Annotated in this window: 23 protein-coding genes and 1 pseudogene; 8 read left to right on the top strand and 16 right to left on the bottom strand. The window is 60.7% G+C overall.

Annotated elements, in window-relative coordinates:
* Positions 1-47: 47 nt before the first annotated feature.
* From ACZZ0Q_RS04500 to ACZZ0Q_RS04475, 6 genes are all read right to left on the bottom strand, one after another.
* Entirely contained in the window at positions 48-836 is a 789-nt protein-coding gene (locus ACZZ0Q_RS04500) for a YfaP family protein (protein WP_463539947.1), read from the bottom strand.
* Positions 837-956: 120 nt separating this feature from the next.
* Positions 957-1,898, bottom strand: a complete 942-nt coding sequence (locus ACZZ0Q_RS04495) for an AEC family transporter (RefSeq protein ID WP_122494216.1) — start codon at positions 1,896-1,898, stop codon at positions 957-959.
* A gap of 177 nt (positions 1,899-2,075) precedes the next feature.
* A complete protein-coding gene (locus tag ACZZ0Q_RS04490) occupies positions 2,076-2,297 on the bottom strand; it encodes a hypothetical protein (RefSeq protein ID WP_122494218.1) in 222 nt (73 codons plus the stop codon).
* A gap of 1 nt (position 2,298) precedes the next feature.
* Positions 2,299-3,000, bottom strand: coding sequence for a lipopolysaccharide kinase InaA family protein (locus ACZZ0Q_RS04485; RefSeq protein WP_463539948.1), 702 nt, complete (start codon positions 2,998-3,000; stop codon positions 2,299-2,301).
* A gap of 208 nt (positions 3,001-3,208) precedes the next feature.
* The gene (locus tag ACZZ0Q_RS04480) at positions 3,209-4,489 is read right to left on the bottom strand and encodes a sensor histidine kinase (RefSeq protein ID WP_463539949.1); all 1,281 of its coding nucleotides are present in this window, start codon (positions 4,487-4,489) and stop codon (positions 3,209-3,211) included.
* On the bottom strand, positions 4,479-5,162 hold the full coding sequence (locus tag ACZZ0Q_RS04475; protein ID WP_463539950.1) for a response regulator transcription factor: 684 nt from the start codon (positions 5,160-5,162) through the stop codon (positions 4,479-4,481). The genes ACZZ0Q_RS04480 and ACZZ0Q_RS04475 overlap by 11 nt, the downstream gene beginning before the upstream one ends.
* Before the next feature lie 163 nt (positions 5,163-5,325).
* Between ACZZ0Q_RS04475 and ACZZ0Q_RS04470 the strand changes: the two genes are divergently transcribed.
* A complete protein-coding gene (locus ACZZ0Q_RS04470; RefSeq protein WP_463539951.1) occupies positions 5,326-6,063 on the top strand; it encodes a phosphatase PAP2 family protein in 738 nt (245 codons plus the stop codon).
* Positions 6,064-6,346: 283 nt separating this feature from the next.
* On the opposite strand, the gene groL is transcribed toward ACZZ0Q_RS04470, so the two are convergent.
* The 4 genes from groL to ACZZ0Q_RS04450 all read right to left on the bottom strand — a co-directional run bounded on the left by groL (position 6,347) and on the right by ACZZ0Q_RS04450 (position 9,877).
* On the bottom strand, positions 6,347-7,990 hold the full coding sequence (groL, locus tag ACZZ0Q_RS04465; RefSeq protein WP_122452478.1) for a chaperonin GroEL: 1,644 nt from the start codon (positions 7,988-7,990) through the stop codon (positions 6,347-6,349).
* A gap of 57 nt (positions 7,991-8,047) precedes the next feature.
* Positions 8,048-8,341, bottom strand: a complete 294-nt coding sequence (locus ACZZ0Q_RS04460) for a co-chaperone GroES (protein ID WP_108098537.1) — start codon at positions 8,339-8,341, stop codon at positions 8,048-8,050.
* A 252-nt stretch (positions 8,342-8,593) separates the two neighbouring features.
* Positions 8,594-9,049, bottom strand: a complete 456-nt coding sequence (locus ACZZ0Q_RS04455; RefSeq protein WP_463539952.1) for an FxsA family protein — start codon at positions 9,047-9,049, stop codon at positions 8,594-8,596.
* Between the two features lie 96 nt (positions 9,050-9,145).
* Positions 9,146-9,877 carry a HugZ family pyridoxamine 5'-phosphate oxidase gene (locus ACZZ0Q_RS04450; RefSeq protein ID WP_463539953.1) on the bottom strand — a complete coding sequence of 244 codons (732 nt, stop codon included), beginning with the start codon at positions 9,875-9,877 and terminating at the stop codon, positions 9,146-9,148.
* A 147-nt stretch (positions 9,878-10,024) separates the two neighbouring features.
* Between ACZZ0Q_RS04450 and ACZZ0Q_RS04445 the strand changes: the two genes are divergently transcribed.
* Positions 10,025-10,783, top strand: a complete 759-nt coding sequence (locus ACZZ0Q_RS04445) for an SDR family oxidoreductase (RefSeq protein ID WP_463539954.1) — start codon at positions 10,025-10,027, stop codon at positions 10,781-10,783.
* 302 nt (positions 10,784-11,085) lie between these two features.
* On the opposite strand, the gene ACZZ0Q_RS04440 is transcribed toward ACZZ0Q_RS04445, so the two are convergent.
* On the bottom strand, positions 11,086-12,108 hold the full coding sequence (locus ACZZ0Q_RS04440) for a DUF481 domain-containing protein (protein WP_463539955.1): 1,023 nt from the start codon (positions 12,106-12,108) through the stop codon (positions 11,086-11,088).
* Between the two features lie 254 nt (positions 12,109-12,362).
* On the opposite strand from ACZZ0Q_RS04440, the gene ACZZ0Q_RS04435 reads away from it, so the two are divergent.
* A complete protein-coding gene (locus ACZZ0Q_RS04435) occupies positions 12,363-12,740 on the top strand; it encodes an MGMT family protein (protein WP_463539956.1) in 378 nt (125 codons plus the stop codon).
* An 83-nt stretch (positions 12,741-12,823) separates the two neighbouring features.
* Positions 12,824-14,569, top strand: a complete 1,746-nt coding sequence (locus ACZZ0Q_RS04430) for an AmpG family muropeptide MFS transporter (RefSeq protein ID WP_463539957.1) — start codon at positions 12,824-12,826, stop codon at positions 14,567-14,569.
* A 172-nt stretch (positions 14,570-14,741) separates the two neighbouring features.
* Here ACZZ0Q_RS04430 and ACZZ0Q_RS04425 read toward each other — a convergent pair whose 3' ends face one another.
* Together ACZZ0Q_RS04425 and ACZZ0Q_RS04420 are read right to left on the bottom strand one after the other, a co-directional pair.
* Positions 14,742-15,578, bottom strand: coding sequence for a mechanosensitive ion channel domain-containing protein (locus ACZZ0Q_RS04425; protein WP_122452471.1), 837 nt, complete (start codon positions 15,576-15,578; stop codon positions 14,742-14,744).
* Positions 15,579-15,781: 203 nt separating this feature from the next.
* Positions 15,782-16,261 (bottom strand): YajQ family cyclic di-GMP-binding protein, encoded by a 480-nt coding sequence (locus tag ACZZ0Q_RS04420; RefSeq protein ID WP_463539958.1) that lies wholly within the window; start codon positions 16,259-16,261, stop codon positions 15,782-15,784.
* A gap of 106 nt (positions 16,262-16,367) precedes the next feature.
* On the opposite strand from ACZZ0Q_RS04420, the pseudogene ACZZ0Q_RS04415 reads away from it, so the two are divergent.
* From ACZZ0Q_RS04415 to ACZZ0Q_RS04400, 4 genes and pseudogenes are all read left to right on the top strand, one after another.
* A pseudogene (locus ACZZ0Q_RS04415) lies at positions 16,368-17,375 on the top strand (GGDEF domain-containing response regulator); the annotation flags it as partial.
* The gene (locus ACZZ0Q_RS04410) at positions 17,376-18,287 is read left to right on the top strand and encodes a putative 2-dehydropantoate 2-reductase (protein ID WP_463539959.1); all 912 of its coding nucleotides are present in this window, start codon (positions 17,376-17,378) and stop codon (positions 18,285-18,287) included.
* A gap of 73 nt (positions 18,288-18,360) precedes the next feature.
* Complete coding sequence (locus ACZZ0Q_RS04405; protein WP_463539960.1) at positions 18,361-20,394, top strand: sensor histidine kinase; 2,034 nt, start codon at positions 18,361-18,363, stop codon at positions 20,392-20,394.
* 3 nt (positions 20,395-20,397) lie between these two features.
* Entirely contained in the window at positions 20,398-20,976 is a 579-nt protein-coding gene (locus ACZZ0Q_RS04400; RefSeq protein ID WP_463539961.1) for a cob(I)yrinic acid a,c-diamide adenosyltransferase, read from the top strand.
* 219 nt (positions 20,977-21,195) lie between these two features.
* Here ACZZ0Q_RS04400 and ACZZ0Q_RS04395 read toward each other — a convergent pair whose 3' ends face one another.
* From ACZZ0Q_RS04395 to argJ, 3 genes are all read right to left on the bottom strand, one after another.
* Positions 21,196-22,146: a Nudix family hydrolase gene (locus ACZZ0Q_RS04395; RefSeq protein ID WP_463539962.1), complete on the bottom strand. Its 951-nt coding sequence runs from the start codon at positions 22,144-22,146 to the stop codon at positions 21,196-21,198.
* The gene (locus tag ACZZ0Q_RS04390; protein ID WP_463539963.1) at positions 22,143-22,775 is read right to left on the bottom strand and encodes a glutathione S-transferase family protein; all 633 of its coding nucleotides are present in this window, start codon (positions 22,773-22,775) and stop codon (positions 22,143-22,145) included. The genes ACZZ0Q_RS04395 and ACZZ0Q_RS04390 overlap by 4 nt, the downstream gene beginning before the upstream one ends.
* Before the next feature lie 134 nt (positions 22,776-22,909).
* Positions 22,910-24,127 (bottom strand): bifunctional glutamate N-acetyltransferase/amino-acid acetyltransferase ArgJ, encoded by a 1,218-nt coding sequence (gene argJ, locus ACZZ0Q_RS04385; RefSeq protein ID WP_463539964.1) that lies wholly within the window; start codon positions 24,125-24,127, stop codon positions 22,910-22,912.
* Positions 24,128-24,291 lie beyond the last annotated feature (164 nt).

Genomic DNA, 24,291 nt, shown 5'->3' with positions numbered 1-24,291 from the left:
TTCGTCCGTGCGTCGCTGGTAGCCAGGCGCCGCGTGCGGGCGCTAGCTCAATAGTTGAATGACTTGATCAATTGCAGATCGCCAATACCGCGCAACGGCACGATAAAGGTCTCGCGTTTTTCGTTCGGCGTATTTTCGTTGAACACCAGGTTTATTTGGGCGGTGATCACTTCGTTCTGATTACTGCCTTCGTCGAAGTTGTAACCCTGATTGTTGAGATTGCCCCAGTAGTTGACGAACACCAGATAGCGGCCGTGCAGCGGCGCGGTCATGGTGAACATCTCGGGGCCGGGGCCGTCGACGCTGTCGGTGTCCAACCCGCCGCCATTGCTCATCACCGGGTCGGCCCAGAATGCGTGCTGGCCATCGGGCGTGACCACGTGCAGATCGAGCTCGGCTTTGGGGTCGTCCCAACCGAGCACGATGCGCACCTGCGCGGGGGTCTTGTTGTGGTTAGCTTCATAGAACTGCACGCGTTTAAGCGACTGGCCGTCGCCACTCACCACTTCCACGCTGTTCGAGCCGGCGCCCATGTTGTAGGGGCGCACGAAGCGGCCTTCGTCGTCGGTGTACAGCGGCAGCGGGTTGCCGTTGACCACCAGGCGATGGGGCTGGCGGCTGCCTTGCAGGTTTTTCAGGGTGCCTTGAATAAGGGTGCGACCGCGCTGGGCGCCACGGTCAATCGGCGGCGTCGGGTACGCCACACGCGCCTCGTCGGCACGCTCAAGCAGCCCGGAGTATCGCCAGCCGGCGACCGGGGTTTGCAAGTCAGCAGAAGGTTCAGCCACGGCGCAGGCACAGAAAGCGGCCAGGCAGAACAACAGCAGGGAGCGCATGCGTAATCCTTTAGCGTGCGAAAGGCGGCAAAGGTATCGCTAGCGTGAGGGCCTGACAATGACCTTGCGACACAATTTGTAAGAGTTACCAAATGGCTCACATCGGCCATGGTCAGCGGCTTACATCCAGCCGCCCCATTGCAGGAAAACGATGCCGATGTTCGTCGTAATTGCCGCCACCAGCGTGGTGATCACGATGATTGCCGCCGCCAGCTCATGGTTGCCGTTTGCCGCCTTGGCCATCACAAAACTGGCCGCCGCCGTCGGGCTGGCGAAGTACAGAAAAAGCACACCCAGATCGGCGCCGCGAAAGCCAAAAGCGAACGCACCGGCGGTGGAGATAATTGGCAGCCAGACCATTTTCATCAGGCTGGCGCTGACAGCCAGCGCCCCACTCTTGCGCAACGAGGCAAGCGACAAGGTGCCGCCGATGCAGATCAGCGCAAGCGGCAACGTCAGTTGCGCCAGGTATTCGCCGGAAGTCGTCAGCCAGACCGGCAATGGAATTTTCCAATACGCGAACGGGATGGCCGACAGCACGCCGATGATCAACGGGTTGCAGATGATGCTTTTGCTGATGCTCCACACATCCGACTTGGCGCTGGGGCTATAGATGGCCAGCACGATGGCCGAAAGACTGTTGTAGGAGAGGATTACCACGCCGGCCAGAATGCCGCCGAGCGACAGGCCGTAGTCGCCATAAAGGCTGGTGGCCAGGGCCAGGCCGATGATGCCGTTGTTGCCGCGAAAGGCGCCTTGGGTATACACGCCGCGATCAGCCACCGGCACCCGCCAAATCGCCCAGCCCCACGCCACCAGAAAGCCCACCACGGTCGCCAGCACGAAGTAGCCGAGCACGGCAGGCTGCATCGCGGTGCTGAGGTCGGCGTGAATGATGGCGAGAAACAGCATGACCGGCATGGTGACGTTGAACACCAGCGCCGAGGCGGTATTGATGAAGTGACCGTCGATCAAGGCCAGGCGCTTGAGGAAAACGCCGAGAAACAGCATGGCAAACACCGGCATGGTGATGCCGAAAGTGGCGGCGATGATGGCGAACATGGGAAGCAGACCGGGCGGGTGTCGTTAGGTGGCTAATGATAAGCCACCACGCCTGGGAGCGCGACCTGCGGGGCGAGGCCCGGCCCAGTTCAAACCTTGCGGGAGCGACTGGGCGACATTGTCATTGATCTGCTTAACGCCTATCGCGGCTAAAGCCGCTCCCACGAAAGCTAGGGCTTAGCGCGTGCCGCCCTGCGCGAGGCCGAACATCAGTAGCAGCAAATCTTGGTCGGGCCGAACAGCCACGGCCGACTTCAATTTCGCGGGCATCGAGCACTGCTTGGCCGCCGAGGCCGAATGCAGAACTTCCGGGCCCGGTTCATGCCAGGCCGCCGCCGCCAGCGAGGCCACACCCAATGCGCCGATGAGGAAAATACCTCGTGCAATATCTAGCTTCATGTCACAACCCTTTGATAGCGCTGCCAAACGCCGTGGAATGACCATAGATAACCTGTTGCCAGTCTGCTGAACTCCACGACGAATGGCGGCGTAATTGACGCAGATCGTGACGAGCGGCTTGCTGACGGGTCAGGCGACGGCGCGACTTCTCCAAATCCAGCATGCCCACCTCAAACGTGGCCTGCTCGCCCTCACCTTCCACACGAATAAACACATGCTTGGAATACAGGCAGTTGTGCTGCCAACGCGCGTTGTTCATGCGCGCAATCATGGCGCCCACCGCTTGCATGACACGCTCATGGAACGCTTCACCGTGACGCTCGCGCCCGCCGTTAGCGTGCCAGTGGTTTATTTCAATGAAGCCTTTCATGTCGGCCGTAATCAGCAAGGCGCGCCAGGCATTGTCGGCACCGCGCTCGGCACCGCAATACACCACTTTCGGCACGTTGATGCCCAAACGGGCAAACGAGGTCAACGCTTTTACTTCACGCAACACCGTGGGGCGGCCGAACGGATGGAAGAAGCTGTGGTAGATGTGGCCGACCTGGCGCTTTGAATACAACAAGCTGCCGTCGCTGTCGTGAATTCGCTGAACACCGCTAGTACCGCCGCGCCTGCTATTGGGTTCTTCAACCCACTCACCCTGCTGTTGCCACCATTGTTCGAACAGACCGGGAGTCGGCGAGTGCAGCGCTAGAGTCATGCGTGATGTCCTGTACAGAAGATAGAAAGCTGCCGCCCATGGGGCGACCATATCCTTGAGGCCTGGGAAGGCGCTGGCGTGGTCGGGTGAGTTCTTGTAAGCCCTGACCGACGACGAATGTAACAGCCTTTGTCTGCACAATGGAGGCCAAGTTCCGAAAATCCCTACCGAATATCGGCTAAATAACGCCTATCCAACGGCAACCCGCTTAACTGCGCCGGGGCACTAATACCACCTTGAAACAGCAGCCTCGCGGTTGCGCTGCACTCAGGCTGACGTCCCAACCCTGGCTTGCACAAATACGTTGCACCAGCGACAGGCCGAGCCCCAAACCATCGCCGCGCTGACTGTCGCCGCGCACGAAGGGCTGGAACACGGCTTCGCGTTGAGCCTCAGGAATACCCACTCCGCTGTCTTCTACTTCAAACCCGTCGGCCACCAAGGTCAGGTTGATGTGCCCGCTGTCGGTGTAATGCAGCGCGTTGCGCAACAGGTTGCTCATTACAGTGCGCAGAAACGTGGCGTTGAACTCGCCGTGCGCCACCTGCTCTTTTCGGTACTGCAGGGCGATGCCTTTGCTTTCAATCGGCGCGCGCCATTGCTCGATCAGCTCATAGGCCACGCTTTCCACGCTCATGGTGGGAATCTGGTTGATGTCGGTGTTCTGCGCGCGAGCCAACAGGAAGAATGTTTGCACCAGGGCGCGCATGTCTTCGCAGGCACGGAAAATTCGCTGCACCTGCGCCCGGGCACGGTCGTCGAGGTTCGGGTTTTCCAGCAGCAATTCGCACGAACTGGCCACCACCATTAATGGCGTACGCAGCTCATGGCTGACGTCGCTGGTGAACAGCCGCTCGCGAGTTAGGGCATGGCGCAACAAGCCCAAGGTGGTGTCGAACGCCGCCGCCAATTGACCGACTTCATCGGCGGCGTAGTCGGGCGCCAGAGGCGGTGCCAACGACAGCAATTGATCGGGGTGCTGCACTTGCCGCGATAGCCGCACCACCGGTTCGATGACTTTGCGGGCGAGAAATAGGCCAAGGAATACGGCCAGCGCCACGCACAGCACAAAGCCGATCCAGACAGTGGTGTACAGCGTGCGCTCGCGCTCTTCGAACTCGCTTTGGTCTTGCAGCAAAATATATTCCTGCCCCGCCACGATCCGCACAAACGCGTGGTACGACAGCTCGCCGCGGAAGATTTCGTGGAAGCCTGGCTCCATGCCGGCGAGGTAGTCCGGCAGAGCGAAATCACCGTGACCGCCAGAAAAGTAGAACAGTTGATCCGGCTCGGGATGGGTGCGCCATTCATCCATGTTGTCCATGTGCAACAGGCGGTCGAGGTCGCCGCTGAGGACGCCGGAAATCAGCTTTTCCTCAAGCATGTGCACGGCCATATAAATGCCCGTGGCAAAGGCGGCTGCTACCAGCGTGGTCATCAGTACAAAGGCAATAACGATGCGGCGTGACAGGCTTTGCTTAAACTCCATCGGTGACTTCCGCCAAGCGATAGCCCACGCCGTGCACGGTTTGCAGCAGGGGTAGTGGGAAGGGTTTGTCGATCACCTGACGCAACTGGTGAATGTGGCTGCGCAGGCTGTCGCTGTCCGGGCAATCGTCGCCCCACAGCGCCTCTTCCAACACTTCGCGACGCAGCACATGCGGGCTTTTCTGCATCAGCGCGGCGAGCAATTTCAGGCCGATAGGGTTGAGCTTGAGGGCTTTGCTGGCGCGGCTGACTTGCAGGGTGTCGAGGTCGTACACCAGATCGGCCACTTGCAGAATGCGCCGGCCGCCACCCTGGCTGCGACGCAGCACGGCTTCGATGCGGGCCGCTAGCTCGGACAGCGCGAAAGGCTTGAGCAGGTAATCGTCGGCGCCAGAGCGGAAGCCTTGCAGGCGGTCATCGAGTTGGTCGCGGGCGGTGAGCATGATCACCGGCGTGTCGCGGCGCGCGTCTTCACGCAGGCGTTTGCATAACGTGTAGCCGTCCATGCCGGGCATCATGATGTCGAGCACGATCAGGTCGTAGTGCTCGGTCGCGGCCAGGTGCAGGCCCGACAATCCGTCCTGCGCGCAGTCGACGCTGTAGCCTTTCATGCCCAGGTAATCAGCAAGGTTGGCGAGAATGTCACGGTTGTCTTCTACAATCAGAATGCGCATGGCGGTTCCTTGAGGCAGGTGTTGCAGGCACGTCACGGGGCGCGACATTACCTCAACATTTAATGATTGAAGCGGCTTTCACGATTTTTTCACGACAACTTAACGCCATGCTGACAGCGCCTGGAGCAGCATGCACGCTACTTCCGCTACGCCTGGACTCAGCATGTCGTCGACTCCATTCACTACTTTTTCACACCGCCTGAACCTGCGCCTGGCGCTCGGCATTCCGCTGGCCATCGCCGCGTTACTGCTATTGATCGAACCCACCAAACTGGACTTCGCCCTGGCCAACCTGATGTACACACCGGGCGTTGGGTTTGTGGGAAAACACAGCGCATTTCTCGAAGACATCCTGCACGACCGCGCGAAACAGGCCGTGATTGCCTTCGCCGTGCTCTCCATTCTCGGCTTCGTCGGCAGCTTCTTTATTACCCGCCTGAAACCAATGCGCCGGCAACTGGGTTACCTGGTATTGGCCATGGGCCTGTCCACCAGCTTCGTCACCCCCATGAAAGCGGTCACCGCCGTCCAGTGCCCCTGGAGTCTCAGCCAGTTCGGCGGTCAGGAAACCTACAGCCCGCTGCTCAGCCACCGCCCCGCCACCGACAAACCCGGCCGCTGCTGGCCAGGCGGTCACGCCGCCGCGGGCTTTACGTTATTCGCGCTTTACTTCGTCTGGCGCGACCGCCGCCCACGGCTGGCACGCGCCGGTTTCGTCTTTGCCCTTGCACTCGGCACAGTCTTCTCCGTGAGCCGCATGCTGCAAGGCGCGCACTTCTTCTCTCACAACCTGTGGACGGCGGTGTTTTGTTGGTTGATTTGTTTGGGGTCGTATTGGGCGGTGTTGTATAGGCCGGCAAAAGAGGATTTGCCGCACGCGGTGATTGGGCAGAACACCTGACATGCACAATCAAAAGCTTCGCGACCAAGGTCGCTCCTACAAAGACATCTGCGTGTGACGCGGTTTTTGTTTGTAGGAGCCAGCTTGCTGGCGAACCTTAGCGACGCCGATCGCGAGTTTCGGGACTAAGGTCAGGCAAGGCGCCCCGCAGCTTCTAAGCGCAGCGTACTGCAGTACGTGAGCATTAAAAGCGAGGACGCAACGCAGCATGACCGACGGCCCGGAGCTCGCAGCAGCCATAAAAAAACCCCGCACAAGGCGGGGTTTTTTACGGCAACAGCTATTACATCATGCCGCCCATACCACCCATGCCACCCATATCCGGCATACCGCCGGCAGCTGGCTTGTCTTCCACGATTTCAGCAATCATCGCTTCAGTGGTGATCATCAAGCTGGCGATCGAGGCCGCGGCCTGCAGAGCAGAACGGGTCACTTTGGCCGGGTCGAGGATACCCATTTCGATCATGTCGCCGTACTCGCCGGTGGCAGCGTTGTAACCGAAGTTACCGGAACCCTGCTTGACCTTGTCGACCACAACACTCGGCTCGTCGCCGGAGTTGGAAACGATCTGACGCAGCGGTGCTTCAACAGCGCGACGCAGCAGAGCGATACCCACGTTCTGATCGGCGTTGTCGCCTTTCAGGTCGGAGATAGCTTGCAGAGCGCGAACCAGTGCCACGCCACCGCCAGGTACCACGCCTTCTTCAACGGCTGCGCGGGTAGCGTGCAGGGCGTCTTCAACGCGGGCTTTCTTCTCTTTCATTTCCACTTCGGAACCGGCGCCAACCTTGATCACGGCAACACCGCCAGCCAGTTTGGCCAGACGCTCTTGCAGTTTTTCACGGTCGTAGTCGGACGAGGTGTCTTCAACTTGTTTGCGGATCTGAGCAACGCGCGCTTCGATGTCAGCTTGAACGCCAGCACCGTCGATAACGGTGGTGTTTTCTTTGCTGAGGATGACGCGTTTGGCATTACCCAGGTGCTCCAGGGTAGCGCTTTCCAGGCTCAGGCCGATTTCTTCTGAGATCACGGTACCGCCAGTCAGAACGGCGATGTCTTGCAGCATGGCCTTACGACGGTCGCCGAAGCCTGGTGCTTTAACAGCAGCGACTTTAACGATGCCGCGCATGTTGTTCACAACCAGAGTCGCCAGGGCTTCGCCTTCAACGTCTTCAGCCACGATCAGCAGCGGACGGCCAGCTTTGGCCACAGCTTCCAGCACCGGCAGCATTTCGCGGATGTTGGAGATTTTTTTGTCGACCAGCAGGATCAGCGGGCTGTCCAGCTCGGCAACCATGGTGTCTGGCTTGTTGATGAAGTACGGCGACAGGTAGCCACGGTCGAACTGCATGCCTTCTACAACCGACAGTTCGTTTTCCAGGCCCGAGCCTTCTTCAACGGTGATCACCCCTTCTTTACCGACTTTTTCCATTGCCTGGGCAATGATGTCGCCGATAGAGCTATCGGAGTTGGCGGAGATGGTGCCGACCTGAGCGATGGCTTTGGTGTCTGCGCATGGCTTGGACTGGGACTTGAGCTGAGCAACGATGGCGATGGTCGCCTTGTCGATGCCGCGCTTGAGGTCCATCGGGTTCATGCCGGCAGCGACGGCTTTCAGGCCTTCGTTGACGATGGACTGAGCCAGAACGGTGGCGGTGGTGGTGCCGTCACCGGCGTCGTCGTTGGCACGGGAGGCAACGTCTTTAACCAGCTGCGCGCCCATGTTTTCGAAACGGTCTTTCAGCTCGATTTCTTTGGCAACCGACACACCGTCTTTGGTGATGGTCGGAGCGCCGTAGCTCTTCTCGATGATCACGTTACGGCCTTTCGGGCCGAGGGTGGCTTTTACCGCGTCGGCCAGGACGTTAACGCCAGCCAGCATTTTTTTACGAGCGGAGTCGCCAAACTTAACTTCTTTTGCAGCCATGATCGTTATTCCTCAAATTCGTTTCGTTAACGCAAGTGGTAGCAACGGAGCGGGAAATCAGCCTTCAACAACAGCCAGGATTTCGTTCTCGCTCATGACCAGCAGGTCTTCGCCATCAACCTTGATGGTGTTGCTGCCCGAGTACGGGCCAAACACCACTTTGTCGCCGACTTTAACGGCCAGTGGGCGCACTTCGCCGTTGTCCAGCACGCGGCCGGCGCCGACAGCGAGGATCTCGCCACGGTTCGGTTTTTCCGCAGCCGAGCCCGGCAGAACGATGCCACCAGCGGTTTTGGTTTCTTCTTCGCTGCGACGGATGACGACGCGGTCATGCAGAGGACGAAGCTTCATTGTCGATCTCTCCCAAGTAAGGTGGTTTAAAGCCGCCGGTTTATCCACCGGCTGGTTGTTTGCTATCCGGCGTGGCCGGTCGCGAGCCGCTAAGCGGCCACGCGGAAGACTGACTGTCGTAAAACCGACAGAGACCTTGCGGTGACCACTACATAGGGGCGGGGAAAGGGATTACAAGGGCGGGGGTGAAAATTTTTTACACGGTTTGCGCCGGACAATGAGCGCTGCGGGCAGCGCTCACTCGCGCCGCTTTCACTTCGGATCGCGGTGCTCGAACTCGCCTTCGATCACGTTTGGGCGAGACTGGCCGGATCGCGCAGCGAGGTCATCGGCGAACGCACGCTGACGCAACGCCTGCTCCGCCGCGCGCTGGCGAAGCTTGCCGACCATCAGCCGGCGCGTGAACGGAATAAGACACAGCAGACCGAAAATATCGCTGATAAACCCCGGCAACAGCAGCAGGCCACCGCCGACGGCAATCAGCAAGCCTTCGAGCATTTCCTGTTCCGGCAATTCACCGCGCGCCAGACGCTCACGGGCCCGCCATGCGGTGGCCACGCCGGCCACCCGCAGCAACACGCTGCCCAGCACCGCACTGCCGATGACCAACAGCAGCGTGGGCAGCACGCCAATGGCGCTGCCGACTTTGATCAGCACCGCCAGTTCGATAATCGGGAACAGCAAAAACAAAAACAGAAAAGCACGCATCAATGGGGTTCCTGTAGGACGGCCGGGCGGCGATTCGCTTAACCCGCGAGCGTTTTATCACCGGAAAGATTTAGGTGGTGCTGCGTGGCTTTTAATTCAAGCAGATTCTTGCCCGGCAGCCGGCCAGGTTTCGGCCCGCGCCAGCGCTACCAAGGCCTGGCGCACTTCCAGCGCAGTGTTACAGGATGTTGGAAACGCCAGCCAATGAAGGCCCTGACCGATGCGCAGGTGAAAGCCTTCGCTGTCGATGCCGGCCAACTCAGCGGGCACATGGTTGGGCAACCCGGCCAGCTCAACGTAATGGGCGATGGCGCTGGCGTGGTCGCTGTTCATGTGTTCGACCATGCTCAGCTCAATGTCGCCGGCAAACGGGTTGGCCAGCGTCACTTCATCGAGCCAGTGAATGGCGCCAAAGCCGCCGATATATCGCGAGCGCACCGGCTCCAGCACCCAAAAATCAAAATCGTGGGCCTGGTGATAACCCTCCGATTCCGGAAAGTAGCGGTAGTAACGTGCGGCAGCGGCGACGGTGGCCGCTTCATCGGTAATTTTGCGCGCCTGCGCCAGCACCGTTAAACGGCCGACGGCTTGAATATCTTCGGCGCCGCGCTCGCCCACCAACAGCGAACACTTGGGTTCCACCTGCAAATTGTGGGTGTGCTGAGCGATGCGGCTGATGAGAATCAGCGGGTGGCCGCTGGCATCCAGGCAGTACGGCACCACTGATCCGAACGGGTAGCCGGGCATGGCTTTGGACAACGTGGAGAGCGCCCCACGGTATTCCTTGAGTAGCAATTCTCGGGCATGCTTGCCGACTTTCACGCTCACCTTATGACTCCTCGTCGAGAATTCGTATTGAAGACGGACAGGTGCCCAGCTTAACGGTTGCGCGCATCAGCGGGGAACAACGTATCCGGTTGGCAGCGGCGCCTATAAAAGGTGCGCGCGCTCAATCTACTTTTTGGGGATGTGGTTATGGAACTGAAAGACAAAGTCATCGTGATTACCGGCGGTGGTCAAGGCCTTGGCCGCGCCATGGGCGAATACCTGGCCGCGCGCGGCGCCAAGCTGGCGCTGGTAGACCTCAATCAGGAACGCCTCGATGAAGCCGTTGCCGCCTGCAAAGCAGCCGGTGGCGATGCCCGCGCCTACATCTGCAATGTGGCTAATGAAGAACAAGTGATCCACACCGTGGGCCAGATCGCTGACAACTTCGGCGCCATCAACGGCCTGGTCAACAACGCCGGCATCTTGCGCGACGGCCTGACGATTAAAGTGAAAGACGGCGAGCTGTCGAAAATGAGCCTGGCGCAGTGGCAGTCGGTTATCGACGTCAACCTGACCGGCGTGTTCCTGTGCACCCGTGAAGTGGCGGCGAAAATGATCGAGCTGAAAAACCAGGGCGCGATCGTCAACATCTCCTCCATCTCCCGCGCCGGCAACATGGGCCAGGCCAACTACTCGGCCGCCAAGGCCGGCGTTGCGGCAGACACCGTGGTGTGGGCCAAAGAGCTGGCGCGCTACGGCATTCGTGTTGCAGGCGTGGCGCCGGGCTTTATCGAGACCGAAATGGTTGCCAGCATGAAACCCGAAGCGTTGGAAAGAATGACCTCGGGCATTCCGCTCAAGCGTCTGGGCCAGCCGAAAGAGATTGCCCACTCGGTGGCCTACATTCTGGAAAACGAGTACTACACCGGCCGGATTCTGGAGCTCGACGGCGGCATGCGGTTGTAATCAGTCGATTGGATGCGCGTCGGCCATGCGGCGTGCATCAGGCGCCCGGAATGCTCAATCTTGATTGAGGGGCGGCTGAGTTCGAAGATCAAAAGGATTGCGACCTAACAAAAAGCCCCGCGAGTGCGGGGCTTTTTATTGTTCTTTTTCAAGGATCGCAAAAACCGACTCCCGGCCGTGCGAGCGCAGGTCAGACAAGGCGAGCTCAGGACGACGGAGCGGAGTTGGCTGCAGCCAATGAGCATCCCGACCCTGAGCTCAACGCCGCATGAGCAAGCGCAGCAGCCCCGGAGCGGTTTTTTTTACCAGCCCACACCGAACCCGACGCTATACCGGGTCTCGTCCACTTCGCCATCTTTGGCGCCGCTTACGATGTTCTTCTCGGCCTTCACGTTAAGCGAAGCCCAGTCGGTAACTTTGTAGCGCAGCCCTGCTTCAGCTTCGAGCTCGTACTCGCTGTCGCCGCCGATGGGTTTGCCGAGTTCGCCGTTGCTGAACATTTCGAAGGTCTTGCCGACCAGGTAGCGGTTGTAGTCCCACTTCAGGCCCAGCGAGTAGAAGTTGTCGCTGCCGCCGTCTCTGTATTCGTAGTCATTCTGGTTGACCAAGGTCGCCAGGGAGAACGCGCCGAGTTCGTCGTCCCAGAACTGGTAGCCAGGACCGGTACCGATGGTGCGCTGGCTGGAAACGTCTTCGATGTGGTCGCGCTTGTAGCTCAAGCGGCCCTGCCAGAACCAATGTTCATCCAGGAAACGGTCGAGGGCGTATTCGGCGTTCCAGTTGTTGGTGGTGGTGACGTCGTCTTGCGACTCACGGTTGTAGCCACCTTCGGCGTTGTGGCGCCAGGCGCCATGGCGGGCGGTGGTTTTGAAATCGACGTCGTAGTCGTCGGTGTCGGTCTCGGCGCGTTTGTAGTCCAGCCCGAGGTCGACGTTACCCTTCCAGACCAAGTCTTCGAGGATCGGCTTGGGTTTGATGATCTGCTCGATGCTGGCCAGCTCGACGGTCTTCGGCGCCTCGCCATTGATCAACGTGACCTTGCCGTCTTCGGCGGCTTGAAGCGACTTGGCGCGCTCGCCAGTGAATTCGTCTTGCTTAACCATCAGCTCGCGGTCGCTTTCCAGGGTTTTGACCTGTTTCCAATCAACCGGAATGGTGCCGCCATAGCTGGTTTCAACTACCAGCTTGCCGCCGTCGAACACCTTGATGGTACCGGTGATGCGGTCGCCGTTTTTCAACCATACGGTGTCGGCCATTGCAGGGGTTGCAGCCAGCGTGAGCGCGGCGCAGGACAGGGCGTAAGACAGCTTGTTGGATAACCGCATGGGGAGATTTACCGCTCCGTAAATGTGAAGGGCGGGCATTATCCAAGATAAAAAGCCGCTGGCCCGAAAAACACTGCAAGGAGTGACCGGTGGCTGTCCTGCAAGTTCCGCGCAATCTAAAGCAAGGCTCACGCCAGCGCACGCCGCCGCACACGTTCTACACCCAGGCGGGCACCGTAATGGTATGAACGCTTGATGGGCCAAAACGCTCGGTTAAGCTGCTCGCCATGAGCCGCTATGTGTAAGGTCAAAACATGCCAGCCAAACAAGACAGCACTAAGACAGCTGCCGCCGACGTAGCAGGCGAAAACGCTGAAGCACGCCGCGCCGCGCTATACCTGACATTGGCGCAAGTGCCCAGCGGCTACGTGGTCAGTTATGGGCAACTGGCTGAACTGGCAGGCCTGGGCCGCGCGGCGCGGTGGGTCGGTCGCACCTTGAGCCAGTTGCCGGAGGGCAGCGCCCTGCCCTGGCACCGCGTGGTCGCCGCCGGTGGCCGATTGAGCCTGGCAGTCGGCACCGTATCGGGCGAAGAACAACGGGCGCGGTTGCGCGCCGAAGGAGTGCGAATGGTCAATCAGCGCGTGGATATCAAGCGCCATGGGTGGCGCCCAATGGAGCACAGCGGTTAGAGTGCGCCCTGTTTTTGCCATCCAGTTTGGCCTGGCCAACTGGGCACTCCACGTTTTGCTAAACCCAGGCAGATCACAGCCCAATGCCCCGTAAAACCTGGCGCGCGGCACTCGCCGCCTACGCTTCGCCGGCCAGTTTGGCCCTCTTGCTTCTCGGTTTCGCCGCAGGCCTGCCGTACATGCTGGTGTTCTCCACCTTGTCGGTGTGGATGCGCGAAGCCGGCGTGTCGCGTGAAACCATCGGTTTCGCCAGCCTCATCGGCCTCGCTTACGCCTTTAAATGGATATGGTCGCCGCTGCTCGACCAATGGCGTCTGCCGCTGCTCGGCCGCCTGGGTCGGCGCCGCTCATGGCTGGTGCTCTCGCAAATTGTCATCGCCATGGGCCTGATCGGCATGGCGCTGTGCGACCCTCGCACCAACCTCACCTGGCTGGTCGCCATCGCCGTACTGGTGGCGTTTGCCTCCGCCACTCAAGATATCGCCGTTGACGCCTACCGCCTGGAAATTGCCGACGACTCCCGCCAGGCCGCCCTCGCCGCCAGTTACATGCTCGGCTACCGCGTCGCCGCCCTGCTCGCCACCGCCGGCGCACTGTATTTCGCCGAATGGTTCGGCTCCACCACCACCGCCTACGAATTTGGCGCCTGGGCCAGCACCTATCTGCTGTTTGCCATGCTGATGGTGCCGGGTTTGCTCACCTCTCTTTGGATGCGCGAACCCCATGTGGACGTGCCGGTGCAAACCACCACCTCGCGCTTCAAGCTCAAAGACCAGCTCTACTCCGTACTGATTTTGCTGGTGATGCTGATCTCGCTGCCGGCCATGATTACGGGCCTGCTCGACCGCGCCTGGCCCCGCGCTGCGCTGTACGCAATCTTCCTCGGCATTTGCCTGATGCCCGCCGGCCGCCGATTGATTGCCCCCGTGCGTGATCTGCTTAGCCAGCAGCGTAAACAGCTGATCGTGGCGGCGCGCGGCAAGGTGATTCCCAACTTCGACTTCGTGCACCAGGCCGTGTCGATGATTGTGCTGATCATCATTTTGGTCACCGCGGCCGCCGCTGCCAAAGCCTTCAGCAGCGGCGCCTGGCCACGCGGGACGATGTACGTGCTGATCGCCCTGGCCTGCCTGTCGGCCCCTGGCCGGCTGCTGATGGCGCCCGTGCTGACACCCATCAGCGAGTTTGTACAGCGCTATCGCTGGCAGGCGTTGCTGCTGCTGGGGCTGATCGCGACGTATCGGATGTCCGACACGGTGATGGGCGTGATGGCCAACGTGTTCTACATCGACCAAGGGTTTAGCAAAGAGCAGATCGCCAGCGTCAGCAAGCTGTTCGGCCTGGTGATGACCCTGCTCGGCGCCGGGGCGGGAGGCGTGCTGATCATGCGCTTCGGCATCATGCCGATTCTGCTGATTGGCGGCGTGCTATCGGCCGCCACCAACCTGATGTTTATGGCGCTTAGCGACATGGGCGCGAATCTGGACATGCTGATCCTGACCATTTCCGCCGACAACTTCAGTGCCGGCCTGGCCACATCCGCGTTTGTGGCCTACCTGTCGAGCCTGACCAACCTCAAATTCTCCGCCACCCAATACGCCCTGCTCAGCTCGATCATGCTGCTGCTGCCGCGCTTGATCGGCGGCTACTCGGGCGTGATGGTCGAGAACGTTGGCTACCACAAGTTCTTCCTCATCACCGCCCTGCTCGGCATTCCCACGTTGATTCTGATTTGCTGGCAGTGGCAGCGCATGGCGAGCCAGAAAGTGCCGGAAGTGGAAGAAGCACCGCCGACCGCAGAGGACAAGGCCAGACCGGAACAGGTTTAGCCCAGAAAAGCCGGCAATTGCCGGCTTTTTCTTTTTCGCAGATTAAGATTTTCGGAGCTAAGGCCAGGCAAGGCGCCCCGGAGCTTTTAAGCGCAGCGTACTGCAGTACGTGAGCATTAAAAGCGAGGACGCAACGCAGCATGGCCGACGATCCGGAAATCGATGCCTAACGCTAGGCGTTCTCTTGAACCATGCGAATCACCCGCTGCGGGAACGGAATCTCGATACCGGCCGCCTGCAACCGATCACGAATCTCTTCGTTGTATTTAAACGTCAGGCTCCAGTAGTCGGCGGTTTTCACCCATACGCGCAACGACATCTTGATTGAGCTATCGCCCAACCCGGCCACCACCACGGCGGGCGCCGGGTCTTTGAGCACGCGTTCATCTTCGGCCATCTCGGTCAGCACGCGCTTGGCAGCTTGCAGGTCGGCGTCGTAGTTGATGCCGATGTCATAAATGATTTGCCGCGTGGCCTGGCGGTTGTAGTTGGTGATGATGCCGTTGGACAGGCTGCCGTTGGGCACGATGACGGTTTTGTTGTCGCCGGTACGCAATACGGTGTGGAAGATCTGGATGTTATCCACCGTGCCCGCCACGCCCTGCGCTTCAATCCAGTCACCGATGCGAAACGGGCGAAACAGCAGAATCAGCACACCGCCGGCGAAATTGGCCAGGCTGCCTTGCAGCGCCAAGCCAATCGCCAGGCCGGCGGCACCGATGGCGGCAATAAACGAGGTGGTTTCCACGCCGATCATCGATGCGGCGCTGATCACCAGCAGCACTTTGAGAATGATATTGGCCAGGGTGCCAATGAAGCTCTGCAAGGCCGGGTCGCCGAGGCGCTTGCCGATCAGCGCGCTGAGGTTGCCGGTGACCCGATTGATCAGCCACCAGCCAATCGCCAATACCACCAACGCCAGCAGCACGCGGCCGCTGTACGCCATGATGATGGGTAGCCATGCCTGCGAGGCATCGACCAAATGATCCAGTTGTGCATCGAAATCCATAGCGCCTCCTTCGCTGCCTGACCGCCCAGATGCCAGTCATAAAAAACAGCGGCTGCGTCTTTTGCGACGCTGCAGGGGGCGCGATGGTTCCCAACAATTCCCGGCGCTTTTCCTGTGGGAGCGGCTTCAGCCGCGATGCTTTTAAATCAAAAGAGCATCGCGGCTAAGCAGAATGCCGCCCAATCTCCACCGTTTAAGAAGGCCTAATCTCTGAAGTTATTGAATTGCAGCGGCATCCCAAACTCTTTAGCCCGCAGCGCCGCGATGGCCTCTTGCAGGTCATCACGCTTCTTGCCGGTCACGCGCACTTGCTCGCCCTGGATGGCGGCCTGCACTTTGAGTTTGGCTTCTTTGATGTGGGCGACAATTTTCTTCGCCAGCTCTTTATCGATGCCCTCGCGCAGAACCGCTTCCTGCTTCACACTCTTGCCCGACGGGTAAGCGTCTTTGAGCTCGAGACACTGCACATCAATCTTGCGCTTGACTAGGCTGAGTCTGAGAATCTCGACCATCTGCTCCAGCTGAAACTCGGCGTCAGCGGTGATGTTGATGGTCAGTTCCTTGAATTCGAACGTGCCTTTGCCGCGCAAGTCGTAGCGACGCTCCAGCTCTTTCATGGCGTTGTCGACAGCGTTGGTTACTTCGTGTTTGTCCAGTTCGGACACCACGTCGAACGAGGGCATGGGAAATCTCCAGATAGACGGCGCGATAAGTCTTACAGACAGTGCACGCCAAGCTTGACGGTTAAAATGCCGGATCATTATATATCTGCCGATACAAACACCGCCCGGCGATGAGCCGGCGCCTCTATTATTTCTCTCGAGTTCGCCAATGCCCAACCCCCATCTCAGCATCCTGGTGGTGGACGACGCCAAGTTCTCCAGCGCCATGATCGGCCGTGCCCTGAGCCAAGCCGGTTACCTCGATGTGCGCTTCGCCAGCAGCGCGCTCGAGGCCTTGACGCTGTTGGAAGAACGTCCCGCCAGCGTGCTGCTCGCCGACTGGCTGATGCCGGAAATTGACGGCCTTGAACTCACCGGCCGCGTACGCCAGCTCGACGAAATGGCCGATCACTACACGTACGTGATGTTGCTCACCGGCAAAGAAGGCGAAAACGTATTGAGCGAGGCCTTTGACCGGGGCGTCGACGACTTCGTCAGCAAGTCGGCCATGAGCGAGCAGTTGGTGCCGCGCGTGTACGCCGCCGACCGTTTGTGCAACACCCTGCAGCGCCTGTTGCAGGAAAATCGCATGCTCACGCAGAACATTTCCAGCCTCGAAGAACGCAACCTGGTCGACCCGCTGACCGGGCTGGGCAACCCGCGCTACCTGCAGCAAATGCTGGTGGACAGCATCCGTCAGGTGGAATCGCGCGGCGGCGCCGTGTGCTACCTGCTCATCGGCCTGCAAGACGCGCCCAACCTGCGCCAGCAGTACGGCGAAGCCTTCTACAACGAGTTGCTGCACGGCGTTGCCCGTCGCCTGCAACAACTGGTTCGGCCGCTGGATGTGCTGGTGCGCCTGGACGACCACCACTTCGGCCTGCTGACCCTGCTGGAAGATTTGCAGGAATGCTCGCCCAGCAGCTTCAAGCGCCTGCACGAGGGCCTCAACCTCAAAGCGTTCAAGACCAGCGAAGGGTTTATCACGCTCAAGGCCGGCATCAGCCTGGTCGGCATGGACGCCAAAGCACTGCCCATCCAGCCACAAGAACTTATCGATCGCGCCGCCGGCTTGCTTCCCGAAGCCTACGGCAGCGGCCGTGTCGCGGCGCTGCGTTTGCCGCTGTACAAATAAATGCATTGGCACGTTCTCGGCGCAGGCAGCCTGGGCACCTTGTGGGCCGCCCGCCTCGCCCGAGCCAACGTGCCGGTCACCCTCCTGCTGCGCAATCGCGAACGCCTGGCCAGTTACCGCCAGGTAGGCGGCTTGACGCTGGTTGAACAAGGGCTCAGCAGCCTGTACCCGGTGCCGGCGCAGAGCGTCGACGACACCAGCCCGATCCGCCTCTTGTTGCTCGCCTGCAAGGCCTATGACGCCGAAGCCGCTGCTGCCAGCGTGGCCCATCGTCTGACTGCCGACGCCGACGTGGTGCTGCTGCAAAACGGCATGGGCAGCCAGAACGCCGTGGCCGCTCGCTTGCCGCGGGCGCGCTGCATCTTGGCGTCCAGCACCGAGGGCGCCTTTCGCGACGGAGATTTCCGCGTGGTATTTGCCGGCCATGGTCACACCTGGCTGGGCGACCCGCTCAATCCCACGCCGCCGAGCTGGTTGGCCGATGTGCAAAGCGCTGAAATTTCCCATGAATGGACGCCCGACATCCTTAGCCGCGTGTGGCGCAAGCTGGCGCTGAACTGCGCCATCAACCCGCTGACCGTGCTCCACGACTGCCGCAACGGCGGTTTGCTGGAACACCCTGCCGAAGTGGCAACGCTCTGCGCAGAACTCAGCCAGTTGCTCGATCTGTGCGGCCAACCGGCTGCGGCGGAAAATCTCGCCGAAGAAGTGCAGCGCGTGATCACAGCCACTGCGGCCAATTATTCTTCCATGCACCAGGACGTCGCCCAGCAGCGCCGCACCGAAATCAGCTACCTGCTCGGCCATGTGTGCGCCGTGGCGCAGCGCCACAACTGCCCGGCGCCGCATTTGCAGATGTTGCTCGAGCGGTTGCAGGGCGAACTGCACAACAAGGGCCTGCCAATCGACTAGCGCCGAAGTCGTTGAGCCGCCTCCGGCCAGGCGCTACCCTGCGTACCTCTCTTTCTGAAGGCACCCTTGGCTTATGACCCTGCGCAAGCGCCTGGAAAACCTCTCGGTCGGCCGCAAATTACTGGCGGCGTTGTTGGCGTTGCTGACCACGGTGTTGCTGGTCGCCAACCTGGCGTTTATCAGCGCGGCGTATTGGATCTCCCAGGAAAACATGGCGCCCCAGGCGTTGGAGACGTTGGGCCGGCTGCTGTCGACCCCCGCCCTGAGCAACGAGGCGTTGAGCTCACGCGCCACCGCCGAAGACTTGCTGCAGCGCCTGGACAGCTACAGCCCACTGCGCGCTGCCGCACTCTATGGCAGCGACGGGCGCCGCCTGGCGCAGTTGGAACATGGCGACAAATTGCATTTGCCGCGCCGAATCGAGCAGCTGTCGACCTGGCGCTACGGCGAATTCCGCACCAATCAATTGTTCGAGTTGCCGCAAGAAGGCAAGCCGCCCGGCCATCTGTTACTCGTGGCATCCAGCGAATTGCCCGGCGCTTTCTACACCGGCACGTTAACCGCCAGCCTCGTGATTCTGGCCTGCAGCGTGCTGCTGTGGTCGCTGGTGGCGCGGCAGATACGGCGCCTGGTCACGCGGCCGATTCGGCGTCTGGAAGAACTCTCCCGGCAAGTAACGCGCGAGGAGAACTACGCCCTGCGCGCCGCCCGTGGCAATCAGGATGAAATCGGCAGCCTGGCCGAAGCGTTCAACACGATGCTCTCGCGCATCGAAGCCCGCGAGCAGCAGCTCAAGCGCGCCCGGGACGACGCGCAAATGGCCTTCGACCAAGCCCAGCGCCTGGCCGAAGAAACCCGCCATTCCAATCGCAAGTTGGAACTGGAGGTTCAGGTTCGCAGCAAAATCGAGAAGAAACTCACCGGCTTTCAGAACTACCTCAACAGCATCATCGACTCCATGCCCTCAGCGCTGATCGCTCTGGATGAGCAGTTGTATGTCAGCCAGTGGAACCAGGAAGCCAGCGTACTTTCCGGCACGCGGCTGGACGAAGCGTTGAACCAGCCGGTGTTTCTCGCCTTTCCGCCGCTCAAGCCTTACCTGCCGCAACTCAAGCGCACAGCCGAACGCCACACGGTAGAGAAAATCGAGCGTGTGACCTGGACGCGCGGCGACACCAAGTGTCATTACGCGCTCACGTTCTACCCGCTAATGGGCGGCGCGGGCCGAGGTGTGGTGATCCGTATCGATGACATCAGCCAGCGCTTGTCGCTGGAAGAAATGATGGTGCAGTCGGAAAAGATGCTTTCAGTCGGCGGCTTGGCGGCCGGCATGGCCCATGAAATCAACAACCCGCTGGGCGCGATTTTGCACAACGTGCAGAACATTCGCCGCCGACTTTCCAGCGAATTACCTCGCAATCAGGAAGTGGCGGATGCCGTTGGCGTGCCGCTGGAAACCGTTAACCGCTACCTGCACGGCCGTGAAGTGCCGCAGCTGCTCGATGGCATTCAGCAAGCCGGCTCGCGTGCGGCCAAAATCGTTTCGCACATGCTCAGCTTCAGCCGCATGAGCAACCGCCAACTGGCGCCGTGCCAGTTGCCGGCATTGCTGGACCAAGCGGTGGAAATTGCCGGCAATGACTTCGACCTGACTGAAGGCTTCGACTTCAAAGGGCTGAACATCGAGCGCGACTTCGACCCGAACGTGGGCCTGGTGCCCGGCATCGCCAACGAGCTGGAACAGGTGCTGCTGAATTTGCTGAAAAACGCCGCACAGGCCATCCACCAGCGCGAAGCGAAAACCGGCTCACTGCTGGAGCCCGGCCGCATCATTTTGCGTACGCGACTGGTCGAGCCGTGGGCGGAAATTCAGGTGGAAGACAACGGCATCGGCATGCCGGAGCTGGTGCGCAAACGCATCTTCGAGCCGTTCTTCACCACCAAGGAAGTCGGCCAGGGCACGGGCTTGGGCCTGTCGGTTTCGTACTTCATCATCACCAACAACCACAAAGGGCAGATGGAGGTGCAGTCCGCGCTGGACCAAGGCACCTGCTTTACCCTGCGCTTGCCCCTGGCAACGCCTTCCGACAACCCTGAAGTGAGCTGAGCCATGGGCTTTCGCCTGTCAAAAATCTACACCCGCACCGGCGATGCCGGCGAAACCGGCCTGGCCGACGGCCGCCGCGTACCCAAAGATCACCCGCGCGTAGAAGCCATGGGCGAGCTCGACAGCCTTAACAGCCAACTCGGTTTGTTGCTGGCCGGGCTGGCGGAGCATGAAGTGATGTGGCCAGGTTTGAGTGAAGTGATCGACGTGCTCGGCCCGTGCCAGCACCGCCTGTTCGACCTCGGTGGCGAGCTGGCGATGCCGCAATACCAAGCGCTGAATCAGGCCGAAGTGGAACGCCTCGAAACGGCTATCGACCTGTGGAACGAAGAGCTGGGGCCGCTGGAGAACTTCATTCTGCCGGGCGGTTCATTGCTCGTGGCCCAAGCCCATGTTTGCCGGGCGCAGGCACGCAGCGCCGAGCGGCGGTGCCAGCAGCTGAATGCTATGGAACCGTTGGCGGGGGTCGGATTGGCGTATGTGAATCGGCTGTCGGACTTGCTGTTTGTGGCGGCCCGATTGATTGGGCGGCGGATGCAGATTAATGAAGTGCTGTGGGAGGCGGCGGCGAAGCCGGAGTGAGTGCTGCCTGTGAGGACTGTCATGCATGGCGCGACGGCCGTTCTTGTCGCGCTGCTTGTGTCCCTGCACCAGCCTGGATTCCGAATCTGTCGGCGGATGCACATCGCCGAGCCACCCTGAATGTAGCAGTCTGTAGGAGCGGCTTTAGCCGCGAGCTTTTAACCACAAAAGCATCGCGGCTAATCGGAATGCCGCCCAGCCGCTCCCACATATAGCTGATCAGTCAGCAGGATGTGGCCAGAACGCTCTAATCCCCGCCACGCCTTGCGCGCCCACCTGCCACGCCTTTTCGGTATCCCCAGCCCCAACACCGCCGAGCAAAAACACCGGCTGATTGAAGCCCGCAATCATTTCCTGCGCCGCGTCCCAGCCAAGCGGTTGCGCGTCCGGATGAGTTTGCGTGGCTTGGACCGGTGACAGCGTGACGAAATCCACGCCCATTTCCCCCGCCAGCGCCAACTCTTCAGCGTTGTGGCAGGAGGCCGCTAACCAGCGGTTTGTGGGGAACGGACGGCCGCCAGTCACCAATTTGCGCAGCTGCGTGGAGGTCAAATGCCAGCCGGCGGCCGGGAAATCACCGAGCCATTCCAGCGGGCCTTTGAGCATCAATTGCGCGCGGCCGGCGCACAGGCCCACCGCGTCTACGGCGAGGTCGCGGTATTGCGGGTCGTACATATTCGGTGCGCGCAATTGCACCAGTCGAATACCACTTTCCAACGCCGCCTTGAGGCCGAGCAGCAGCGCCTTCGGCTCAAGATTGTCGGGCGTGATCAGGTAGTGCTCAGGTAAACGGGCAGCGGCGACAATGGGGCGATTGGCGGCCGGAAACTCGTAGTCGCTGAGCTCCCGATTGCTCACCCAGGCTAACGGCTGACCTTCGGCCCCGTGGGCCTCGCCGCTAAACGCGCTGACTTCCCAGACATCCAGCAACACGTGCTTGTCTGCGTAGTCGTGGCGCACCTGAATCAGCGGGCGCGCCGCGGTCACCTGAATGCCCAATTCTTCAGCGAGTTCGCGGTCGAGCGCGGCGCGTACCGACTCGCCCTCCTCGACCTTGCCGCCGGGAAACTCCCACAGGCCACCTTGATGTTTATCGTCAGCGCGACGGGCCAGCAAAATGCGCCCGTCTTGGCCTCTGATGACCGCTGCTGCCACATGCACTCGTTTCACGCCGGCTGTTCCTCTCGTGCTGCTTGTTGCCAGCGCTGAAACGCCGGCCACTGGTAAATGGTTTCAACATAGGCCGCCGCCTGCGCCGAAAGTGCCACGCGGTAGCCGCGAAAGCGCACCGCCACCGGAGCGAAAAACGCATCGGCGAGGCTGACGTGACCAAACAAAAACGGTCCATCCTGGCCGAACTCGCTGCGGCAATGCGCCCAGATGGCGCTGATGCGTTCGATGTCGGCAAGCACGTCGGCCGGCACTTCGGGCAACGCTTCGTCGCGCGACAGATCCATGGGCATGGCCACACGAAGCGGCACGAAGCTGCTGTGCATTTCTGCGCAAACGCTGCGGGCGATGGCGCGGGCAAACGCGCCGCGCGGCCACAGGTGGGCTTCGGGGTAGGTTTCGGCGAGGTATTCGCTGATGGCCAGCGAATCCCAGATGGAGCCTTCGTCCGTTTTCAGCAACGGCACTTTGCCGGTGGGCGAATGCTCGAGAATGCGTTCGCGGCTGTCGGGCTGATTCAGGCGAAGGAGCCGCTCAGTGTAAGGCGCGCCGCTGAGCTCCAGCGCCAGGGCCGCGCGCAGCGACCAGGACGAGTATGTCTTGTCGCCGATTACCAGATTCAAAGCCATTTGAGTCACCCGTTTAAGCGTCCATTTATTGAACTGCGACAATAGGCAGCGCGTCGGCCGAGGGCAAATTCCGATTGTTCATGGGCGGATAAGCCCCAGGAATGGCCGCCGCTGAACGCGGCGGCCAGCACCGATCAGGAGCGATATTCGGCGTTGATCCGCACGTACTCGTGGGACAAGTCGGTAGTCCAGATCGTTTCACTGCACGTACCGCGGCCAAGCTCGATACGAATGCCGATTTCTTCCTGGGCCATCACCGCAGCGCCCTGCTCTTCGGTGTAACTGGCAGCGCGGCAGCCACGGCTGGCGATGCATACGTCGCCGAGGAACACGTCGATTTTGCTCACATCCAGCTGCGCCACACCGGCGCGGCCAACGGCGGCAAGGATGCGGCCCCAGTTCGGGTCGGATGCAAACAAGGCGGTTTTGATCAGCGGCGAATGCGCTACGGCATAAGCGACGTCCAGGCACTCCTGGTGGGTCGCGCCGCCGTTGGCCTGCACGGTGACAAACTTGGTGGCGCCTTCGCCGTCACGGACGATGGCCTGCGCCAATTCCATCGACACATCCAGCACCGCTTGCTTGAGCTCGGCGAACAAGGCGCCGCTGGCGTGGGTCACTTCAGGCAATGCCGCCTGGCCGGTCGCCACAAGGATGCAGCAGTCGTTGGTGGAGGTGTCGCCGTCGATGGTGATGCGGTTGAACGACTTATTCGCCGCGTCGCGCAGCAGGTCTTGCAGCAGACCTTGGGACACGTTCGCGTCGGTAGCGATATAGCCGAGCATGGTCGCCATGTTCGGCTTGATCATGCCGGCGCCCTTGCTGATGCCGGTGACGGTCACGGTGACGCCGTCATGCACAAACTGGCGGCTGGCGCCTTTGGGCTGGGTGTCGGTGGTCATGATGCCTGCAGCGGCAGCGGCCCAGTTATCAACCGAAAGATCGGCCAAGGCAGCGGCCAGTGCGCCTTCAATTTTCTCGACCGGCAGCGGCTCGCCGATCACGCCCGTCGAAAACGGCAGCACTGCGGTTTCCGGCACGCCGGTCAGCTCGGCCAACTTGGCGCAGGTGCGAGCAGCGGCTTGCAGGCCTGGCTCGCCAGTGCCGGCGTTGGCGTTGCCGGTGTTGGTCAGCAGATAACGCACCGGGCCCACCACATTCTTCTTCGCCAGAATCACCGGCGCCGCGCAAAACGCGTTCAGCGTAAACACGCCCGCCACGCTGGAGCCTTCGGCACAGCGCATCACCACCACATCCTTGCGACCCTCGCGCTTGATGCCGGCAGACGAAATACCCAATTCAAAACCGGCAACCGGATGCAGCGTAGGCAGAGGACCGAGACCAACAGGCATGGGGCGAGCTCCTTGGCAGAAAAAGCGGTAAACCGCGCCACCACGGCGCAGCATCGATTCAGGCAAAAACGCCGCGAACGGTAGACCGGTCACGGCGTGGAAACGTTAGAGCAAACACGGCTCTTGATGTTGCATTCGAGATCGATTGATTCACGCGGCTGTTT

This window comes from Pseudomonas sp. AC070 (assembly GCF_979258635.1).
This window is presented reverse-complemented; position numbering and strand designations above follow the sequence as displayed.

Excerpts from the sequence above, each read along its gene's own strand:
- ACZZ0Q_RS04490 (WP_122494218.1), bottom strand. The coding sequence starts at position 2,297 with ATGAAGCTAGATATTGCACGAGGTATTTTCCTCATCGGCGCATTGGGT.
- ACZZ0Q_RS04420 (WP_463539958.1), bottom strand. The coding sequence starts at position 16,261 with ATGCCCTCGTTCGACGTGGTGTCCGAACTGGACAAACACGAAGTAACC.
- ACZZ0Q_RS04390 (WP_463539963.1), bottom strand. The coding sequence starts at position 22,775 with ATGGCTTTGAATCTGGTAATCGGCGACAAGACATACTCGTCCTGGTCG.
- ACZZ0Q_RS04455 (WP_463539952.1), bottom strand. The coding sequence starts at position 9,049 with ATGCGTGCTTTTCTGTTTTTGTTTTTGCTGTTCCCGATTATCGAACTG.
- ACZZ0Q_RS04495 (WP_122494216.1), bottom strand. The coding sequence starts at position 1,898 with ATGTTCGCCATCATCGCCGCCACTTTCGGCATCACCATGCCGGTGTTT.
- ACZZ0Q_RS04425 (WP_122452471.1), bottom strand. The coding sequence starts at position 15,578 with ATGGATTTCGATGCACAACTGGATCATTTGGTCGATGCCTCGCAGGCA.
- ACZZ0Q_RS04445 (WP_463539954.1), top strand. The coding sequence starts at position 10,025 with ATGGAACTGAAAGACAAAGTCATCGTGATTACCGGCGGTGGTCAAGGC.
- ACZZ0Q_RS04460 (WP_108098537.1), bottom strand. The coding sequence starts at position 8,341 with ATGAAGCTTCGTCCTCTGCATGACCGCGTCGTCATCCGTCGCAGCGAA.
- ACZZ0Q_RS04440 (WP_463539955.1), bottom strand. The coding sequence starts at position 12,108 with ATGCGGTTATCCAACAAGCTGTCTTACGCCCTGTCCTGCGCCGCGCTC.
- ACZZ0Q_RS04430 (WP_463539957.1), top strand. The coding sequence starts at position 12,824 with ATGCCCCGTAAAACCTGGCGCGCGGCACTCGCCGCCTACGCTTCGCCG.
- ACZZ0Q_RS04500 (WP_463539947.1), bottom strand. The coding sequence starts at position 836 with ATGCGCTCCCTGCTGTTGTTCTGCCTGGCCGCTTTCTGTGCCTGCGCC.
- ACZZ0Q_RS04480 (WP_463539949.1), bottom strand. The coding sequence starts at position 4,489 with ATGGAGTTTAAGCAAAGCCTGTCACGCCGCATCGTTATTGCCTTTGTA.
- ACZZ0Q_RS04470 (WP_463539951.1), top strand. The coding sequence starts at position 5,326 with ATGTCGTCGACTCCATTCACTACTTTTTCACACCGCCTGAACCTGCGC.
- ACZZ0Q_RS04400 (WP_463539961.1), top strand. The coding sequence starts at position 20,398 with ATGGGCTTTCGCCTGTCAAAAATCTACACCCGCACCGGCGATGCCGGC.
- ACZZ0Q_RS04410 (WP_463539959.1), top strand. The coding sequence starts at position 17,376 with ATGCATTGGCACGTTCTCGGCGCAGGCAGCCTGGGCACCTTGTGGGCC.
- ACZZ0Q_RS04485 (WP_463539948.1), bottom strand. The coding sequence starts at position 3,000 with ATGACTCTAGCGCTGCACTCGCCGACTCCCGGTCTGTTCGAACAATGG.
- argJ (WP_463539964.1), bottom strand. The coding sequence starts at position 24,127 with ATGCCTGTTGGTCTCGGTCCTCTGCCTACGCTGCATCCGGTTGCCGGT.
- ACZZ0Q_RS04475 (WP_463539950.1), bottom strand. The coding sequence starts at position 5,162 with ATGCGCATTCTGATTGTAGAAGACAACCGTGACATTCTCGCCAACCTT.
- groL (WP_122452478.1), bottom strand. The coding sequence starts at position 7,990 with ATGGCTGCAAAAGAAGTTAAGTTTGGCGACTCCGCTCGTAAAAAAATG.
- ACZZ0Q_RS04435 (WP_463539956.1), top strand. The coding sequence starts at position 12,363 with ATGCCAGCCAAACAAGACAGCACTAAGACAGCTGCCGCCGACGTAGCA.
- ACZZ0Q_RS04405 (WP_463539960.1), top strand. The coding sequence starts at position 18,361 with ATGACCCTGCGCAAGCGCCTGGAAAACCTCTCGGTCGGCCGCAAATTA.